This is a genomic window from Pseudodesulfovibrio aespoeensis Aspo-2 (assembly GCF_000176915.2).
Lineage (GTDB): Bacteria > Desulfobacterota > Desulfovibrionia > Desulfovibrionales > Desulfovibrionaceae > Pseudodesulfovibrio > Pseudodesulfovibrio aespoeensis.
The window spans coordinates 3,131,491-3,149,213 of record NC_014844.1 but is presented as its reverse complement, the minus strand read 5'-3'; the positions used below and the strand labels follow the sequence as shown (position 1 = coordinate 3,149,213).

The following is a 17,723-nucleotide window of genomic DNA, read 5'->3' as shown; positions in this document are numbered from 1 at the left end:
CGGGACAGGAAAGAGAGGGAGAAATCCATGGACAACAGGATCATGCCCGTCACGCTGGCACTGGCCGACAAGGAAGAGCGCAAGCGGCTGGAGCGCATCGTGGCCGCCAGCTACATGGTCCGGCTGGCCGACGAGGACGCGGGCGAGACCGGCGTGCTCGTGTACGAACCAGGCGCTGCTGTGGACGAGGATTTGTCCCACATCATCAAGGCCCTGGAATCGGGCCGGGTGGACGATGTCTACCTGACCGGCCACCGGGCCGACCCGGACATCCTCATCAGGGCCATGCGTAGCGGCATCCGCGAGTTCCTGCCCTTTCCGGTGGCCGAGGAGGATTTCCGCGCCGCCATCATGCGCACGGCCATGCGCCGCAGCCAGCACTGCGACGACGGCGAGCGGGGCCGGATCGTGACCCTGGCCGGGTGCAAGGCCGGGGTCGGCGTCTCCACCCTGGCCGCCAGCCTGGCCTGGTCGCTCAACCGGCGCGCGCCGGGCCGCACCCTGCTCCTGGACCTGCGCCAGCCCGTGGGCGAGATCCCATATTTTCTGGACCTCAAGTACGAGTACACCTGGGGCCACCTGATGGAGGACATCTCGCGCCTTGACGCCACCTATCTGCACAGCGTGGTCACCGGGCACGAGTCCGGGCTGGCCGTGCTGCCCGGCCCGACCGACAACACCGCGCCCGACCGGGGCGCCCTGTCCCAGATCCTCGAACAGCTCCGTTTCGGCTATGACTTCATCGTCGTGGACACGGCCTTTCCTGAGGACGCCTCTCTTGCAGGCGACGGGTTGCCAGCCGAGATGGACACGGCGGACACCCTATATCTGCCTTTGCACCTGACCCTGCCGTGCCTGTCGCGCACCACGCGGTTGCTGGAGGCTGTCCGCCGCCACAGTCCGGCCCTTGAGGCCAAGGTCAGGCTGGTGGCCAACCGGGTAATCAGGGACTCCACCATAGGCGTGGCCGAGGCCGCCGAGGTCCTGGGCCGCGACATCGCCTGGGTGGTGCCCGAGGATTTCGCCTCGGCCCTGTCCTCCCTCAACCAGGGCACGCCCCTGACCGGAGCCTGCCCCAAGTCGCCCGCTGCCAGGGCCATCGAGCGCATGGCCGCAGACCTCGACCACCGGCAGATGGCCGGGCCAGCCCGCGCGTCCTTCTCCCTTGGCGCGCTGTTTGGCAGGCGGCGGGGCGCGGGCCAGCATCTGGCCGGGGCGGCGTCATGAGCCTGGCTGCAAGGTTGAGCGGCAGGCCCGCCCGCACTGCGGCCAAGGCCGGAACCACGGCGTCTTCTTCCGCCCCTTCCGTTGCTTCTGCCTCCGCTTCTGGTCGCGGCGCGGCCAAGTCCGTGCGCGCGGACATGGCGGACCATTACTTCGAGATCAAGACGCGCATCCACGACCGGCTTATCGACATGATCGACCTCTCGCTGCTCGACGCCCTGGGCGAGGCGGACATGCGCGCCGAGGTGGCCAGGGTGGCCGAGGGGCTGCTCTGGGAGGAGTTCCAGAACGCGCCCCTCAACCTGGCCGAGCGCAAGCGGATGCTCTCCGAGATCCAGGACGAGGTCATCGGCCTGGGGCCGCTTGAGCCGTACATCAAGGACCCCACGGTCAACGACATCCTGGTCAACGGCTACCGCCAGGTCTATGTGGAGCGGGCGGGCAAGCTGGAGCTGACCCCGGCCCGGTTCAAGGACGACAACCACCTGCGCAGGATCATCGACCGCATCGTCTCCCTGGTGGGGCGGCGCATCGACGAGTCGCAGCCCCTGGTGGACGCGCGCCTGCTCGACGGCTCGCGCGTCAACGCCATCATCCCGCCGCTGGCCATCGACGGCCCGTCGCTCTCCATCCGCAAGTTTTCCAAGGACCCGCTGGAGACATCCGACCTCATCGCCTTCAACTCCCTGACCCAGCCCATGGCCGAGCTGATGGACGGCATCGTCAAGGCGCGGCTCAACGTGGTCATCTCCGGCGGCACGGGATCGGGCAAGACCACGCTGCTCAACTGCCTGTCGCGCAGCATCCCGGAGGACGAGCGCATCGTCACCATCGAGGACGCCGCCGAGCTGCAACTCAAGCAGGACCATGTGGTCCGGCTGGAGACGCGCCCGGCCAACATCGAGGGGCGCGGCGAGATCGGCCAGCGCGAGCTGGTCAAGAACTGCCTGCGCATGCGCCCGGACCGCATCATTCTCGGCGAGGTGCGCGCCTCCGAGGCCCTGGACATGCTCCAGGCCATGAACACCGGCCACGACGGCTCCCTGACCACGGTCCACGCCAACACCCCGCGCGACGCGCTCATGCGCCTTGAGACCATGGTCTCCATGGCCGGGCTCAACCTCTCGCCCATTTCCATGAAGCGGTACATCTCGTCGGCCATCGAAGTGATCATCCAGGCCACCCGGCTGGTGGACGGCACCAGAAAGGTCATCTCCATCCAGGAAGTCACGGGCATGGAGGGCGAGATGATCACCATGCAGGAGATATTCGCCTTTGAGCAGACCAACGTCAGCGCCGAGGGCAAGGTGGAGGGGTATTTCACGGCCCGTGGCATCCGGCCCAGGTTCGCGCAGAAGCTCGAACGCATGGGCCACACGTTCCCGCGCGACATGTTCGAGGTCTCGCCCCTGGCCGGGAGACGGGGGTAGCCATGCCCGTGTCACTGCTCATTGCCCTTGGCGGCGGCGTTATCGTTTTTCTGCTGCTCACCGGCGTGGCGTCGCTCACGCGGGCGGGCCAGGCCGCCGCCCGCGAGCGGGTGCAGCACAGGCTGCGCCGGTTTGCCCTGACCGGGAGCGAGGCCGGGGCCATTGATCTGGTGCTCAAGCAATCGGCCATGAGCTCCATGCCGTGGTTCAACCGGATGCTCTCGGGCATGCGTCTGGCCGCGGGTCTCAAGCGGACCATCAGCCAGGCCAATGCCAGGGGCACGGCGGGCGTGTATCTGCTCGCCTGCGGACTGCTCGGGCTGCTCGGCGCGTACGCGGGCCTGGCCATGGCCGACAGGCTGTGGGTGGGCATGGTCCTGGCCTGGCTGCTCGGCTCCATGCCCGTGTGGCATCTGCGCAGGCTCAAGGCACGGCGCATGGGCCGGTTCCAGGCGCAACTGCCCGAGGCGCTCGACCTCATGAGCCGCGCCCTCAAGGCCGGGCACACCTTTGGCGGGGGCATGCGCATGGTGGCCAACGAATTCGCGGACCCCATTGGCGGCGAGTTCGGCAAGACGCTCGACGAGATCAACTACGGCATGGACGTGGACCGCGCCCTGGCCAATCTCCAGCTGCGGGTGGATGTGGAAGACCTCAAGTTCTTCGTCGTCTCGGTCAACATCCAGCGCGAGACCGGCGGCAACCTGGCCGAGATCATTGCCAACATCGCCCGGCTGGTGCGCGAGCGGTTCGCCCTGTTCGGCAAGGTCCGGGTGCTCTCTGCCGAGGGGCGCATCTCGGCCCTGCTGCTCTCGGCCCTGCCGTTTTTCATCGCAGGCGTGCTTTATTTCATTAATCCCGACTACATCAGCCTGCTGTGGACCAACGAACTCGGGCGTTCCATGGCCTGGGGCGCGGTCGCCTCAATGATCGTCGGCATCGTGGTCATGCGTCGCATGGTCAAGATACAGGTCTAGGAGCAGACACCATGGACAGCGCGCTCATCCCTTTCATTGCCGCAGGGCTGGCCTTTGCCACGGTACTTGTGGCCGGGCTGGGCATGGCCGGATATTTCGGCGGTGCGGGGCAGGCGGCGCGGCTGCGCGAGCGCGTGGCGGGCGGCCCGACTGGCCGGTCCGTCGAATCGCGGCCTCTGTTCGACGGCCTGCGCCGGGCCGTGAGCGGGGCGTTCGAGCGGTTGGGGTCCAAGGTTGCGCCAAAGGACGCCGACGAGGCGGACAGGACGCGCAAGGCGCTCGTCCAGGCCGGGCTGCGCTCGCCCGGCGCGGTCATCAAGTTTCAGGGGACCAAGGTCGCCCTGGCGCTGTGCCTGTCCTCCCTGTTCCTGGTCGTGCGTTCTTTCACTCTCTCGGACCTGTCCGTGTCCCTGACCTGCTTTGTGGCCGTGGGGCTGGCCGCGCTGGGCGTTTACGGCCCGGAGGTGTGGCTCAGACGGCGCACCACCAAGCGGCGGCTGGCCGTGGCCAACGAGCTGCCCGACGCGCTGGACCTGCTGGTGGTCTGCGTGGAATCGGGCATGGGGCTTGATCAGGCCCTGGACCGGGTCTGCCACGAGATGCGGACCTCGGGCCCGGTCATCAGCGCGGAGTTCAAGCTCCTGACCCTGGAGCTGCGGGCGGGCAAGGGGCGCGGCGACGCGCTCCGGGGGCTGTCCGAGCGGGTGGGGCTCGACGACCTGAACAGCCTGACCTCGCTCCTGGTCCAGGCGGACATTTTCGGCATCAGCGTCGGGCGCACGCTCAGAGTCTACTCGGACGCCATGCGCACCAAGCGGTCGCAGCGGGCCGAGGAAAAGGCGGCCAAGCTGCCGGTCCTGCTCCTGCTGCCGCTCATCGGGTTCATTCTGCCCGCCCTGTTCATCGCCATCATGGGGCCGGCGGTCATATTGTTCATCGACGTCTTTGCACGGATCAAGATGTGACGGGCCGGGCGCCGTCGCCGTGTTCACGGGTCTGGCCACGGGCCGGACAAGGGAAAGGAGAAAAGGCCATGAAGAGAAGTATCGTCATCACAGCCGCGCAACTGGCCGGGCTGCTGCTGGCCGGGCTGCTGCTCGGCGGGTGCGCCGGGTCCGCGAAGCATGACCAGTCGTTCAAGGAGTTCGCCTATGGCGAGGATGGGCCGGTCACCCTGACCCCGGCCCAGCACGAGCAGGTGGCCGACGGCTTCCTGCGCCGCGACAAGCCGGAGATGGCCTTCATGCACTACAACACGGCCATAGGTCTTGATCCGGACAACCTCTCGGTCCGGGTCAAGAAGGGCGACCTCCTGGTCCTCAAGGGGTTGGACGAGCAGGCCCTGGCCGAATATCTCGAAGTGCTGGCCCGCGACGCCGACCACGCCGTGGCCAACGGGGCCGCCGGGGCGGTCTACTTCCGGGCCGGGCTCTACGGCGAGGCGCGCGCGCACCTGGAAAGGGCCGCGCGCCTTGATCCGACCCTGTGGCGGGCCAGCAACTACCTGGGCATACTCAGCGACCGTGCCGGGGATCACGAACGGGCCGTGGAGCATTACACCGCAGCCCTGGCCCACGGCCCTGCCAGCGGCTCTGGCGAGATATACAACAACCTCGGCGTGGTCCACATCGCCCGCAAGGAATACGGGCTGGCTGTCGATGCCTTCCGCCGCGCCCTCAAGGACGGCGACGTTTCGCCTCGCACCTACAACAACCTCGGCCTGGCCCTGACCCGGCTCGACCGGCTGGACGAGGCCCTGGAATCCTTCAAGTACGCGGGCGGCGCGTTCCGGGCCAACAACAACCTCGGCTATGTCCTGCTCACCGACGACCAGCCTGAAAAGGCCGTGCCGTACTTTGAGCGGGCCGTGGAGCTGGCCCCCAGCTACTACGTCAAGGCCGCCGAAAATCTCAACCGCGCCCGGCTGGCCGCCCGTTTCCGGAAGTCGGCCACGGCGCGCAATCTGGACGGTTCCACCCCGAACCCGCTGCCCAAGGCGTCTTTCCCCGACGCCGGGCAGATCCCCGGCGGGCCTGCGGCAACACCCGCCGCCGCAGGCCCGCCACCCCAGGGCGTCATCCGCGTCATCGCGCATGCGCCCGGCTCCGGGGAGGGTTCCGGGGACATGATACGGATGAAGACCTACGGACTGCATGTCAGTTCGTGGAAGGATCACGACCACGCCTTTGCCCAGTGCGCCACGCTCAGGGGGCAGGGGTACGAGCCGTGGATCAACCGGATCGATCTCGGCGACAAGGGCGTCTGGTTCCGCGTGCTGGTGGGCAGCTACGACTCGGTGGGCGCGGCCCAGGCCGGGCGTCCGGCCATCCTCTCGGCCCTGGGCCTTGAGCGGGCCATGGTCTACGAGCGGATGATCCCCACGGCTGACGGCGCGGACCTGTAGCCGGTCGGAGCGGGCGATGGCGGCCAGGACGAGGCAGGGGGCGCGGCCCGCTGCGGACACAACGCATGAGGAGGGGCGGCTGGGCCAGGATCGGGACACGGTCCTGCCTGGGCCGGCCCTTTCCTTTTCCAGATCGTTTCATTATGTTCTGGAAAACAGGCGCATCCGGGCAGCCGGTCCGGATTGCGCAAGGGAACGACCCGTGGCCGCCGACACCAGACGCAGTTTTCGCATCCTCGCCGTGGATCACGAAGAGGACATGCTCACCTTCTATCGCGACGTGCTCTGCTATGAGAGCGAGGAACCGTCCGAGTTGGAAGCGCTCTTTGGCGACGACGTCAAGCTGCCCTCGCGCGAGGAGGTGGAAGCCGAGGCGGACAAGCCGGTCTTTGAGGTGGTCCCCTGTCTGACGGCGGAGGCGGCCTGGCGCGAGGCGACCAGGGCCGTGGAGCAGGGCGCACTCTTTTCCGTGGCCCTGGTGGAGATGCACCTTGAGGCGGGCGGGCAGCCGCTGGCCGGGCTGCGGCTGGCCGAACGTCTGCGCGCCCTGGACCCGGATGTGGAGATCGTGCTCCTCTCCTCGCGGGCCGATGTGCCCCTCAAGGAGATCAACAAGCGCGTCACCCCGCCCGAAAAGCTCCTCTACATCCAAAAACCCTTTCGCTCGCCAGAACTCAAGCAGATATCCATGTCCCTGTGCGCCAAGTGGGACGCCGAGAACCGGCTGCGCGACCTCAACGAGACCCTGGCCAGCAAGGTCGAGGCCCGCACCTCGGAGCTGAACGCGGCCAACCGCAGGTTGCGCCTGGACATCTCCAAGCGCGCCGCCGTGCTGCGCGAGCTGAGGGCCAGCGAGCAGCGGTACCGGCTGCTGTTCGAAAAGGACATCACCGGCAACCTGGCCGCGGACAAGGACGGCCTGATCCTCGACTGCAACACCGCCTTTGCCAACCTCTTCGGTTTTGCCTCGCCCCAGGACGCCCACGGGGTGAACCTGTACCAGCTCTGGGACGCCATGGGCGCGCCCGAGCCCCTGCGCGACCTGCTGGGCGACGACTCGCGCCTGACCAACCACGAGGCGGTGCTCGGACGCGGCGGGCTCCGGCGGCACCTGATCGTCAACTTCGACGCCGTGCGCGACGAGGAGGGCGAGCTGGACGAGCTGCGCGGCTACCTCTTCGACATCTCCGAGCCCAAGCGCATGGAGGAGCAGCTGCGCCAGTCGCAGAAGATGGAGGCGCTGGGCACCCTGGCCGGGGGCATTGCCCACGACTTCAACAACATCCTCGGCGTCATCCTCGGCTATGCCGAGATCATCGAGAGCGGGGCCGAGCCGGACTCCGGGCTGGAGCGCCGGGTCCGGGAGATCAGCCGGGCGGGCAAGCGCGCCCGCGACCTGGTCAACCAGATCCTCAATTTTTCGCGCCAGGGGCCGCAGGAGCGCCACCCCGTCACCCTGACCCCGCTGATCAAGGAGGCCCTCAAACTCCTGCGCTCCAGCGTGCCCGCCAATGTGGAGATCATCTCGCGCATCGAGACCGATCAGGACAACGTGCTGGTGGACCCCACCCAGATGCACCAGATCATGCTCAACCTGTGCGGCAACGCCTCCCACGCCATGGGCGAGAGCGGCGGCACCCTGACCGTGACCCTGACCGACGTGCGCGACGCAGACCCGGTGCTGCCGCCCGCCGATCTGGGCCGCCCGGAGCGGTTCGTGCGCCTGAGCGTGGCCGACACCGGGCCGGGCATCGACCCGGACGTGGTAGGCCGCATCTTTGATCCGTTCTTCACCACCAAACCCCAGGGCGAGGGCACGGGCATGGGGCTGGCCATGGTCCACGGCATCGTCAAGCGGCACGACGGCTATCTGGAGCTGGAGAACCATCCGGGCGCGGGCGCGGCCTTCCATGTTCTCCTGCCCAGAATATCCATGGCCGAGCGGCCCGTGGCCGAGGTCGCCGCCGATCTGGTCTTCCGCGACGGGCGCATCCTGTTCGTGGACGATGAGAAGCCGCTCACGGACATAGGCCGCGAGATGCTCGAATCCTGCGGGTTCGAGGTGGTCACGCGCACGTCGAGCATCGAGGCCCTGGAGGCGTTCCGGCACCGGGCCGAGGACTATGATCTGGTCATCACCGACCAGACCATGCCCAACATGACCGGCATGGAGCTGGCCCGCGAAATCCTCAAGATCCGCCCGGACATGCCCATCATCCTGTGTACCGGGTTCTCGGACGCGGTCTCCTACGACCGGCTGCGCGACATCGGCATCGGGGATTTCATCATGAAGCCCATCCTCAAGCATGACCTCATCGGGAGCCTCAGCCGCCTGCTGTCGCCCAAGTAGCGCCTTCCTCCCTCAGGGCGCGCGACGATTTTTGCATTCCGGTGCGCACACTTTTTCCACGTCCCCTTTGCCTTGCACACTGTGCGCACAAAATACGCAGTTATTCCAGCATTTTTGATCAGGCACGTCCGTTGCAATCCTGACGGCAACGACACAAGGCCGCATCGGGCCGAAAAGGAGAACTGTCATGCCGATCACCCCCCTGAGGCCAGCGCTGGTCCTGGTCCTGACCCTCTCGATCCTGGCGGGCTGCACCACCACCAAGGCCCAGAATGCGGCCATGCTCGGCACCCTGGCCGGGTCCACCCTGGGCGCGCTGACCTTCAAGAACAAGGTCTCTGGCGCGGCCATCGGGGCCGGGGCCGGGTTGCTCGTGGGCTACCTCGTGGGCAACGAGATGGACAAGTCCGACAGCGCCCAGGTCGCGCACGCGCTGGAGACCATGCCCTCGGGCCAGCCGACCGCCTGGGTCAACCCGGACACCCGCACCCACTACCAGGCCATTCCCCGGCAGCCGCGCTTTCACGACGACGGACGGGTCGAGCGCGACGTGACCCTCCGGGCGCAGATGGCCGACGGGCGGACCGAGACCGTGTACGCCAGGGCGTACCGGCAGTCCGACGGCAGCTGGCAGCTCGTCCAGTAGGCCGCGCGTTCCGACCTGCTCGCGATCAGGGGCCGTCCGGGTGGGCGGCCCTTTCCGCGTTCCGTGGCGCGGTCGCGCGTCGGGGGTGATTATTGGCGGCCATTGGTATGCGCACCGGACGTGGCGTGCTATGTTCACGGCAAAGGCCTGTTCGGGCCGCGCCCTGCGGCGAGTCCGGCAGTGCCTGACGCGCTGCGTTGCAACCCGACGGTTCGGCGCCGCGGCATTTCTTTATAAAATACAAGTTGACAATGATTTTATCTGTTCTGTAAAAAAAAGACATCCCGATTTTCAAAAAGCAAGATTTAAGCGCGGAAGGCACTCGTGAAGAACATCCTTGATCCCCATGACAGGAAGCTGGTTGCGGCCCTGACCGCGGACGGGCAGCTCTCGCCCGGCAAGGTGGCCGAGGAGATGGGCGTGACCGCGCCCACGGTGCGCTCGCGCATGAAGAATCTGATCTGCGCCGGAGTGCTCAAGGTCGCCGGGTTGATCGACCCCATGAAGGCGCGCGGCCTGACCGTGGCCCTGGTGGGCATCTCGCTGAGCAGCCACGAGCAGCTGGACGAAAAGCTCGCCCAGATCGGCTCCCTGCCGCGCGTCAACTGGTGCGCTGTGGTCACGGGCCGCTACGACATCATCGTGGAGATCGTCTGCTCCGAGGATATCGGAGACCTCTACGACTTTCTGGACCAGGACCTCTCCAAGGTGGGCGGGGTCAATTCCAGCGAGTCGTTCGTCGTCATGAAATCACGGCGCAAGTGGCTTTTCCTGCCCGACGCCGTGGTCAAAGAGTTCAACGCTTAACCCGCAGCAAGGCGGACGAATTTTTTAACACCAAGGAGCCTGTCATGATCATCGGTATTCCCAAGGAAATCAAAACACTGGAGAATCGTGTCGCCATGACCCCCGGCGCGGTCGAAACCCTGGTGCGCCAGGGCCACACCCTGCTGGTCGAGGCCGGCGCCGGCCTGGGCAGCGGTCTGAGCGACGAGGAATATGCCGCTGCCGGAGCCAAAATGGTCACTGCCGCCGAGGCCTGGGGCGCGCAGATGGTCATCAAGGTCAAGGAGCCGCTGGAGTCCGAGTTCGGCTTCCTGCGCAAGGACCTCATTCTCTTCACCTACCTGCACCTTGCCGCTGCCGGATCCCTGACCCGCGCCCTGCTCAAGGCGGGCACCATTGGCATCGCCTACGAGACCGTGACCCTGCCCGACGGCTCCCTGCCGCTGCTCACCCCCATGAGCGAGGTGGCCGGACGCATGGCCACCCAGGTGGGCGCGCATTACCTTGAGAAGAACCAGGGCGGACGCGGCATGCTGCTGGGCGGCGTGCCCGGCGTGGCCCCGGCCTCGGTGGTGGTCATCGGCGGCGGCGTGGTCGGCACCAACGCGGCCCGCATCGCCGTGGGCATGGGTGCGCAGGTGACCATCCTCGACCTCTCCCATCGCCGGTTGCAGTACCTGGACGACATCTTCCAGGGCCGGGTGACCACCATGGCCTCCACCGAGCCCAACATCCGCGCTGCCATTCAGAGTGCGGATCTGGTTATCGGCGCTGTGCTGGTGCCCGGCGCCAAGGCTCCCAAGCTGGTCACCCGCGAGATGCTGCCGACCATGAAGGAAGGCTCGGTCATCGTGGACGTGGCCGTGGACCAGGGCGGCTGCGTGGAGACCATCAAGGCCACCACCCACGACAACCCGGTCTACACCGTGGACGGTGTGGTCCACTACGGCGTGGCCAACATGCCCGGCGCGGTGCCCCGCACCTCCACCTTTGCCCTGGTCAACCAGACCCTGCCCTACGCCATGCGCATTGCCCGCGACGGCATGGGCGCCCTGAAAAAGGACCCTGGTCTGGCCCTGGGCCTGAACACCTTCGAGGGCAAGCTGACCTGCCCGGCCGTGGGTCAGGCGCTGGGCATCGACTCCGTGACCCCGGCGGACGTGCTCTAGAGATTCCCTGCGGGCAGGGCGGTCTGGCCAGGCCGCCCGGCCCGAAAGTGTAGAACCCCCCGTGGTCCGGCTGTGCCGGGCCACGGGGGGTCTTTTCTTGTCGGCTCTGTTCCGGGGTCAGTACATGAGACCTGGCAGGAAGAGGATGATCTGCGGGAAGACGAAGAGCAGGGCGATGCCCACGATGATGGCCAGCATGAAGGGCACGATGCCCCGGAAGACCTGCTCCAGGGTCACGCCGGGCGCGATCTTCTGGCACATGCCGTAGACCACGTAGACGTTGATGCCCACCGGCGGGGTGATGACCCCCATCTCGGTGACCAGGACGATGATGATGCCGAACCAGATGGGGTCGTAGCCCATGCTGGTGACCACCGGGAAGAAGACCGGGATGGTCAGCATGATCAGGGCCAGTGAGTCCATGAAGCAGCCGCCGATGAAGTAGATGAGGATAATGGTCCCCATGATGGCGAAATGCGGCATGTCAAAGGAGGAGACCCAGTTGGCGATGTCGAACGGGATGCGCGTGACCGCCAGGAACTTGCCGAAGACCACCGCACCTGCGATGAGCACCAGCACCATGCACGAGGTGCGCAGGGTCTCATAGAGCGAGTTGACAAAGGCGGCCCAGCTGAGCTGGCGCTTGATCAGGGCCAGGGTCAGCACGCCGAGCACGCCGATGGACGCGGCCTCGGTGGGCGTGAACCAGCCCCGGAAGAGCCCGCCGATGACCAGGGCGAAGATGATCAGGGTGTCGATGAGCCCGGCCAGGGACCGGAACTTCTGCGGCCAGGTGAAGGAGTCGCCCTTGGGGCCGAGCCTGGGATTGATCCGGCACTGGATGTAGATGGCGATGACGAACAGGACCGTGAGCAGGAAGGCCGGGAAGATGCCTGAAACAAAGAGCGCGCCGATGGACTGCTCGGTGAGCACGCCGTAGATGATGAGCACCACGCTGGGCGGCATGATCATGCCCAGCCCGCCGCCCGAGGCCACCGAGGCCGTGGCCAGGGAGTTGGCGTAGCCGTAGCGCTTCATCTCCGGGATGCCCACCGTGGACATGGTGGCCGCCGTGGCCGGGCTGGAGCCGCAGACCGCGCCGAACGCGGTGCAGGCCGAGACCGTGGCCATGGCCAGCCCGCCCCGGATATCGCCCAGGAAGTGGTAGGCCGTGTTGTACAGCCTTCTTGAGATGCCGCAGTTGAAGGCGATCTGCCCCATGAGGATGAACAGCGGAATGGTGGACAGCTCGTAGGAGGCAAAGGCGTCGTAGATGTTGCGCGACATGAGGTTGAGCCCGCCCTTCCACGAGGTGAGCAGGGAGAAGCCCACGAACCCCACGAGCATCATGACGAAGGCCACGGGCATCCGGGTCATGAAGAGAAAGACCATGATGGCGATGCCGGTGACTCCGGCTATTGTCGGGTCCATGCTAGTCCTCCCTGCCCTTGAAGAAGCGCACAATGTCGCGGGCCACGCACAGGGCGTAGACCAGGAAGCCGAAGGCCAGCACATAGATGATCAGGTAGTCGGGCAGCTCCAGGTTCATGGACACCTCGCCCGATTCGGACTGGGTCCGGGCGTAGAGGGCCATGCGCCAGGCGATGACCGCCACCAGGGCGAGGGTGGCCGTGTCGGTGACGAGCTTGACCGCGCGGCGCGGCCCGCGTGGCAGCCTGCGCACGAAAATCTCGACGCCGATGTGGCTTTTCTGCTCGTGGGCGTAGGGCAGGGCGAATCCGACCACCACGATGCCCAGGATGGAGACAATCTCCTCGCAGCCAAAGATGGGGGTGTTCCAGATGCCCCGCAGCAGGACATCGGCCCCGGTCAGGAGCGCCATGCCGAACAGGCATATGGCGGCGGCGATGCGCATGCCCGCCTCGGCCCGGTCGAGCAGGCCGCTTTTCACTTCTTCCATGAATCAAGAATCCTTGTGATTGCGGCGGGGCGGACAGCGAGCCCGCCCCGCCGGGTGTTTCGCTATTTCAGGGTGGAGCGGGTGAACTCGATGATCGCCTTGCCGTCCAGGCCGCGCGCGTCGGTTTCCTTGATGTAGCCTTCGATGACAGGCTGGGAGGCCGCCACCCAGCGGGCCGACTCCTCGGGGGAAAGCTCCATGATCTTGCCGCCCTGGTCGATGAGGTACTGGCGGCCCTCGATGTCGGCCTCGTCCCATGCCTTGGCGTGTTTGGGGGCCCACTCGGCGTTGATCTCGCGGATCGCCTTCTGGGAGTCGGCGTCGAGCGAAGCCCACTTGGCCTTGTTCATGACGATGAAGAAGACCGTGGTGTAGGCCACGTCGAAACAGTCGGTGCCGAACTTGCACACTTCGCCGAGCTTGAAGGACTTGTTGGACTCGATGGGGTGCATGGAGCCGTCCACCACGCCTTTTTGCAGGAGCTGGTAGTTTTCGGGCATGGGCTTGGCCACCGGGGTGCCGCCCAGGGCCTGGACCAGCTGGGCCGAGTTGCCGGTGGAGCGGATTTTCTGCCCCTTGATGTCCTCAAGGGTGGCCACGGGTTTGGTGGTGGTGAAGAGCAGGCCCGGACCGTGGCCGTTGAAGTACATGACCTCGACATCGGCCAGTTCCTCGGGCTTGAAGTGCTGGTACACGGCATTGGCCGTGTGCGTGGCCTGGGCTGCGGTCTTGTAGCCGAGCGGCAGGTCCACGGCGGCCATGACCGGGAAGCGTCCGCGCGTGTAGGCGAGGCAGGAGAGCCCGATGTCGGACATGCCCTCGACCACGCCGTCGTAGGTCTGCTTGGCCTGGGTCAGGGTGCCGCCGGGGTAGTAGTCAATGACCACCTTGCCGCCGGTGCGTTTCTCCACCTCGCGGCACCACTCCTCGGCCAGTTGCGACTGGTGGTTGGCGGGCGGGAAGAAGTTGGAATAGGTCAGCTTGACAGGGTCGGCTTGAGCCACGGTGGGCAGGGACGCGCAGAGCACGGCCAGGGCCGCCAGTGACAGAATCAGTTTTTTCATCGGTGTCTCCGGGGTTGCATTGATCCTGGGAGGGGTTGGCCCTCCGTATATGTGATCGCCGGGCCGTCAGGGCGGCCTCGCGCGGCGTGCTTTTCCCGCTATCTGGCCTCGGCCATGGCCGCCCTGAGGAACTCGACCACCCTGGCGCCGTCCACGCCCTTTTCGGATACGCTCGTTTCATAGGCGGCGATGACCGGCTCGGCGGCCTTGACCCAGCGCGCGGCCTCGCCCTCGGTCAGGGGCACGAAGCTGCCGCCCTTCTCAAGGAAGAACCGCTTGCCCTCCTCATCGGCCTCGTCCCAGGCAACGCCGTGGCGCACGGCCCACTCGGCGTTGATCTTGCTGATGATGGCGCGGGTCTTGTCGTCAAGGCTCGCCCACTTGTCCTTGTTCATGACCACGAAGAAGGTGGTGGTGTAGGCCACGGAAAAGGACTCGGTGCCGTATTTGACCACCTCGGCCAGCTTCCAACCCTTGTTGGACTCGATGGGGTGCATGGAGCCGTCCACCACGCCCTTTTGCAGGGACTGGTAGCAGGTGGGCATGGATTGGGCCACCGGGGTGCCGCCCAGTGCCTCGACCAGCTGGGCCGAGTTGCCGGTGGAGCGGATCTTGAGCCCCTTCATGTCCTCAAGGGTGGCCACGGCGCGCGGGGTGGTGAAGAGCAGGCCGGGGCCGTGGGCGTGGAAATACATGGGGGCCACGTCATCCAGCTCGGCAGGGGTGAACTTGGCGTAGACCTTGTTGGCCGCTGCCGTGGCCTGGGCCGCGGTGGCGTAGCCCATGGGCAGGTCCAGGGCGGCCATGACCGGGAACCGGCCACGCGAATAGGCGAGGCAGGAGAGCCCGATGTCCGCGATGCCCTCGACCACGCCGTCGTAAGTCTGCTGGGCCGGGGTCAGGGTGCCGCCGGGAAAGTAGTCGATGACCACCGCGCCGTCGGTGCGCTTCTCCACCTCGCGGCACCACTCTTCGGCCAGTTGCGACTGGACGTGGGTGGGGGGGAAGAAATTGGAGTAGGTCAGCCGGACAGGCCCGGCCAGGGCCGTGGCGGCCAGGGCCAGGGAGAGCATGACAAGGGCGGTCAGGGTCAGGAACGGTTTTTTCATGGCGTGTCTCGCTGGTTATGATTTTTGATCCGGACCGGGCTCACGCCCGCCGGTTTCAGCCTTGTTGAGTCCCGTGCTTCAGGGCCATGGCGATGGCCGCGCTGCGCACGTCTGCAACGGTCAGCAGCTGGGTGCCCAGGGCGCGGTGGATGAGAAACCCCTCGAACAGTGCGGTGTTGAGCGCGCCGATCTTCTCCGGCGGATAGCCGGTCTCAATGTGGTCGCGCACCAGATCGGCGAAAATGGCGTTGGAGAGCCGGTAGCCGGACTTGTTCATGCGTTGGCGCAGCACGTCGTTGCGCGCCGAGTAGACCGTGAATTCGAGGAAGATGGACGACCAGTTCTCGTCGTCGAGGATGGACTCCAGAAAATCCCAGATGATGTGCATGACCGCTTCGAGGCTTTGGGCCTGATCCACCTTGCCGTTGCGCTCGGCCCGGTAGTGGCGGAACTTCTGCTCCACGATGAGCAGGAACAGCTCGTCCTTGCTGTTCCAGTGGCGGTAGAAGCTCCCCTTGGCATAGCCCGCGTGCTCGGTGATCTCGGCCACCGAGGTCTGCACGAACCCCTTGGAACCGAACAGGACAAAGGCCGAGTCCATCAGCTCCTGCATGGTCTGCCGGGATTTTTCCTGCTGCTTCTTCGCCATTGCCATTCCTGCAGTGATTTCGCTAGGTTCAAGTGACTGGCTGGGGATAAATGACCCTTGGTCAAAAAGTGACCGAAGGTCATTTGCAGAGGTCACCGCTAGCATGACGCCTGTCCGGCTGTCAAGAAAAGGCGGTCTGGCAGACAGAGGCGTTTGGTGCCAGGAGCCCTTGGGGGCGGCCTAGACCAGGGTGATGTCGTCGATGGTCAGGGTGCTTTCCGGGTCGGTCAGTCCGATTTCGGCGATGAGGATTTCGTCCCCGGCCAGCGAGGTGTCCGGGTCGTAGTAGAGCTTGCCCGAACCGGGGTCGGTGGTTTCCCAGACAAAGGATTCGCCCGCACCGGCCAGGGTTCCTCCGTAGGGTTCGTGGACCGTGTGCAGTGATTTGGAGCCAAAGGCGAATTGAAGGACATCCTCGCCCTGTGTGAAGCCGGTGATCAGGTCGCCGCCCTCGTCGGGAGAGGAGTAGTGAAAGGTATCGCTCCCCTTGCCGCCCACGAGGATGTCGTGGCCCAGGCCGCCGCACAACACGTCGTCGCCGTTGCCGCCAAAGAGGATGTCGCCGCCGTTGCCGCCAAGGAGCGTGTCGTTGCCGTTGCCGCCAAAGAGGATGTCGTCGCCGTTGCCGCCGTAGAGCTGGTCGCTGCCTGCGTCGCCGAAGAGTAAGTCGTTGCCGTCCCCGCCGAGCAGCAGGTCGTTGCCGTTGCCGCCCAGGAGCCAGTCGTGGCCGCTGCCGCCGACAAGGGTGTCGTTGCCGTCCTGGCCGTCGAGCCAGTCGTTGCCGTTGCCGCCCAGGATGGTGTTGGCCCGGGCGTCGCCCGTGATGCGGTCGCCAAAGGACGACCCCACGGCGTTGGCGGGGCTGTTGCCGGACAGGGCTAATTTCACGGCGACCTTGCTTGCCGAATGATCCATCGTGTTGTCCGGGTCTGTTTCGGGATCTGGCTCGGCGTCGAAGTCGAAGGCGGGGTCCGGCTTTGCTGTTTTGGCAAGAAGAAACGAGCCGAGCTTGCCGCTTGCGCTTGTCAGGCCCAGGGACTTGAGCGGAACGGTTTCGCTGGTATTCCCGCTTGTGGTCCCGTTCACGTTGAAGACCGGGCCGCGCAACCCGGTGCCCGCCTCCTGGACCGGATCGGCAACCTCCTGGGTCGCGAAGTTGCCCGCGCCGTCGCTGATGAGCCAGGCCTCGCGGCCCTGGGTGTCCTCGACATACACGTCGTCCAGGCCGTCGTTGTTGATGTCCTGCACGCGCACGGTGACCACGGCGGTCTCGTGGATGGTCTGGAAGGCCTGCCAACTGGTGGCGTTATGGGTGATCATGACGAGCGCGCCGGTTTTCCCGTGGGTGGTCAGCAGCTCAAGGGTCGTGTTGGAAAAGTCGAAGTTGCCCACGGCCAGGAGCGAGCTGCCGCCCAGGTTGGGCCAGCTCATGGCCTGGACTCCGAACATGCCGGATTGCCCCTTGAGCAGCACCAGTTCCCGGCTGTCGCGGATGATGATGTCGGCATGGCCGTCGTTGTCCACGTCCGCAATGACAATGGCCTGCGGATGGTCGAGGCGCACCCGGACGGATTCCTCGCTCCAGTCGCCGTCGTTGTGGAAGATCTTGAGCCCGTCCCGGTGGCCGATCACCAGATCGGGCCGCCCGTTGTTGTTGAGATCCCCGGCGGCCAGGGCTGTGGGCGCGGTGAAGGCGAAGAAGGAGTCCGTGAACAGCGTCTCGGCTTCCGTGCCCAGCGTGTTCTCGATCCAGTAGGCGGGGCTGCCGGGGACGGCGACGACAATGTCCTTGTCGCCGTCCTGGTCCATGTCCTGGAAGGTGATCAGGTGCTGCCTGCCGTCGTCCAGCGGGAAGATGAACAGCGGCCCCGGCTCGCCTTTGGCGGGCGGGCCGGTGTCGGGTCCGCCGGGCGCGGATTCCTGGTCGGACGGATCTGCTTCGTGGTTTGGCATGGCGTGGGTCACTCATCCTCCATGATGAATGGACTGGTCTT

General features: G+C 66.1%; 15 protein-coding genes. 9 read left to right on the top strand and 6 right to left on the bottom strand.

What is annotated here, in order from left to right; translation table 11 throughout:
* Nucleotides 1–27 precede the first annotated feature (27 nt).
* From DAES_RS14605 to ald, 9 genes are all read left to right on the top strand, one after another.
* Nucleotides 28–1,227, top strand: coding sequence for an AAA family ATPase (locus DAES_RS14605; RefSeq protein ID WP_013515808.1), 1,200 nt, complete (start codon nt 28–30; stop codon nt 1,225–1,227).
* Complete coding sequence (locus DAES_RS14600; RefSeq protein ID WP_013515807.1) at nt 1,224–2,654, top strand: CpaF family protein; 1,431 nt, start codon at nt 1,224–1,226, stop codon at nt 2,652–2,654. Before DAES_RS14605 ends, DAES_RS14600 begins: the two co-directional genes overlap by 4 nt.
* A gap of 2 nt (nt 2,655–2,656) precedes the next feature.
* The gene (locus DAES_RS14595; protein ID WP_013515806.1) at nt 2,657–3,631 is read left to right on the top strand and encodes a type II secretion system F family protein; all 975 of its coding nucleotides are present in this window, start codon (nt 2,657–2,659) and stop codon (nt 3,629–3,631) included.
* Between the two features lie 11 nt (nt 3,632–3,642).
* On the top strand, nt 3,643–4,596 hold the full coding sequence (locus DAES_RS14590) for a type II secretion system F family protein (protein ID WP_013515805.1): 954 nt from the start codon (nt 3,643–3,645) through the stop codon (nt 4,594–4,596).
* Between the two features lie 68 nt (nt 4,597–4,664).
* Nucleotides 4,665–6,035: an SPOR domain-containing protein gene (locus tag DAES_RS14585; RefSeq protein ID WP_013515804.1), complete on the top strand. Its 1,371-nt coding sequence runs from the start codon at nt 4,665–4,667 to the stop codon at nt 6,033–6,035.
* Between the two features lie 16 nt (nt 6,036–6,051).
* Nucleotides 6,052–8,385: a hybrid sensor histidine kinase/response regulator gene (locus DAES_RS14580; RefSeq protein WP_013515803.1), complete on the top strand. Its 2,334-nt coding sequence runs from the start codon at nt 6,052–6,054 to the stop codon at nt 8,383–8,385.
* 187 nt (nt 8,386–8,572) lie between these two features.
* Nucleotides 8,573–9,031 carry a glycine zipper domain-containing protein gene (locus DAES_RS14575; RefSeq protein WP_013515802.1) on the top strand — a complete coding sequence of 153 codons (459 nt, stop codon included), beginning with the start codon at nt 8,573–8,575 and terminating at the stop codon, nt 9,029–9,031.
* 324 nt (nt 9,032–9,355) lie between these two features.
* Nucleotides 9,356–9,838: an Lrp/AsnC family transcriptional regulator gene (locus DAES_RS14570; RefSeq protein ID WP_013515801.1), complete on the top strand. Its 483-nt coding sequence runs from the start codon at nt 9,356–9,358 to the stop codon at nt 9,836–9,838.
* A 44-nt stretch (nt 9,839–9,882) separates the two neighbouring features.
* Nucleotides 9,883–10,986, top strand: coding sequence for an alanine dehydrogenase (gene ald, locus DAES_RS14565; protein WP_013515800.1), 1,104 nt, complete (start codon nt 9,883–9,885; stop codon nt 10,984–10,986).
* Between the two features lie 117 nt (nt 10,987–11,103).
* Here the strand turns inward: ald and DAES_RS14560 are convergent, their stop codons facing one another.
* The 6 genes from DAES_RS14560 to DAES_RS17075 form a co-directional block, all read right to left on the bottom strand.
* Nucleotides 11,104–12,417: a TRAP transporter large permease gene (locus DAES_RS14560; RefSeq protein ID WP_013515799.1), complete on the bottom strand. Its 1,314-nt coding sequence runs from the start codon at nt 12,415–12,417 to the stop codon at nt 11,104–11,106.
* 1 nt (nt 12,418) lies between these two features.
* Nucleotides 12,419–12,907 (bottom strand): TRAP transporter small permease, encoded by a 489-nt coding sequence (locus DAES_RS14555; RefSeq protein ID WP_013515798.1) that lies wholly within the window; start codon nt 12,905–12,907, stop codon nt 12,419–12,421.
* Nucleotides 12,908–12,969: 62 nt separating this feature from the next.
* Nucleotides 12,970–13,971, bottom strand: a complete 1,002-nt coding sequence (locus DAES_RS14550; protein WP_013515797.1) for a TRAP transporter substrate-binding protein — start codon at nt 13,969–13,971, stop codon at nt 12,970–12,972.
* 98 nt (nt 13,972–14,069) lie between these two features.
* Nucleotides 14,070–15,080: a TRAP transporter substrate-binding protein gene (locus tag DAES_RS14545; RefSeq protein WP_013515796.1), complete on the bottom strand. Its 1,011-nt coding sequence runs from the start codon at nt 15,078–15,080 to the stop codon at nt 14,070–14,072.
* Between the two features lie 55 nt (nt 15,081–15,135).
* Nucleotides 15,136–15,729: a TetR/AcrR family transcriptional regulator gene (locus DAES_RS14540; protein ID WP_013515795.1), complete on the bottom strand. Its 594-nt coding sequence runs from the start codon at nt 15,727–15,729 to the stop codon at nt 15,136–15,138.
* Between the two features lie 180 nt (nt 15,730–15,909).
* Nucleotides 15,910–17,682: an FG-GAP-like repeat-containing protein gene (locus tag DAES_RS17075; protein WP_157864874.1), complete on the bottom strand. Its 1,773-nt coding sequence runs from the start codon at nt 17,680–17,682 to the stop codon at nt 15,910–15,912.
* Between the last annotated feature and the right edge of the window lie 41 nt (nt 17,683–17,723).

Excerpts from the sequence above, each read along its gene's own strand:
- DAES_RS14605 (WP_013515808.1), top strand. The coding sequence starts at position 28 with ATGGACAACAGGATCATGCCCGTCACGCTGGCACTGGCCGACAAGGAA.
- DAES_RS14600 (WP_013515807.1), top strand. The coding sequence starts at position 1,224 with ATGAGCCTGGCTGCAAGGTTGAGCGGCAGGCCCGCCCGCACTGCGGCC.
- DAES_RS14595 (WP_013515806.1), top strand. The coding sequence starts at position 2,657 with ATGCCCGTGTCACTGCTCATTGCCCTTGGCGGCGGCGTTATCGTTTTT.
- DAES_RS14590 (WP_013515805.1), top strand. The coding sequence starts at position 3,643 with ATGGACAGCGCGCTCATCCCTTTCATTGCCGCAGGGCTGGCCTTTGCC.
- DAES_RS14585 (WP_013515804.1), top strand. The coding sequence starts at position 4,665 with ATGAAGAGAAGTATCGTCATCACAGCCGCGCAACTGGCCGGGCTGCTG.
- DAES_RS14580 (WP_013515803.1), top strand. The coding sequence starts at position 6,052 with ATGGCGGCCAGGACGAGGCAGGGGGCGCGGCCCGCTGCGGACACAACG.
- DAES_RS14575 (WP_013515802.1), top strand. The coding sequence starts at position 8,573 with ATGCCGATCACCCCCCTGAGGCCAGCGCTGGTCCTGGTCCTGACCCTC.
- ald (WP_013515800.1), top strand. The coding sequence starts at position 9,883 with ATGATCATCGGTATTCCCAAGGAAATCAAAACACTGGAGAATCGTGTC.
- DAES_RS14560 (WP_013515799.1), bottom strand. The coding sequence starts at position 12,417 with ATGGACCCGACAATAGCCGGAGTCACCGGCATCGCCATCATGGTCTTT.
- DAES_RS14555 (WP_013515798.1), bottom strand. The coding sequence starts at position 12,907 with ATGGAAGAAGTGAAAAGCGGCCTGCTCGACCGGGCCGAGGCGGGCATG.
- DAES_RS14550 (WP_013515797.1), bottom strand. The coding sequence starts at position 13,971 with ATGAAAAAACTGATTCTGTCACTGGCGGCCCTGGCCGTGCTCTGCGCG.
- DAES_RS14545 (WP_013515796.1), bottom strand. The coding sequence starts at position 15,080 with ATGAAAAAACCGTTCCTGACCCTGACCGCCCTTGTCATGCTCTCCCTG.
- DAES_RS14540 (WP_013515795.1), bottom strand. The coding sequence starts at position 15,729 with ATGGCGAAGAAGCAGCAGGAAAAATCCCGGCAGACCATGCAGGAGCTG.
- DAES_RS17075 (WP_157864874.1), bottom strand. The coding sequence starts at position 17,682 with ATGCCAAACCACGAAGCAGATCCGTCCGACCAGGAATCCGCGCCCGGC.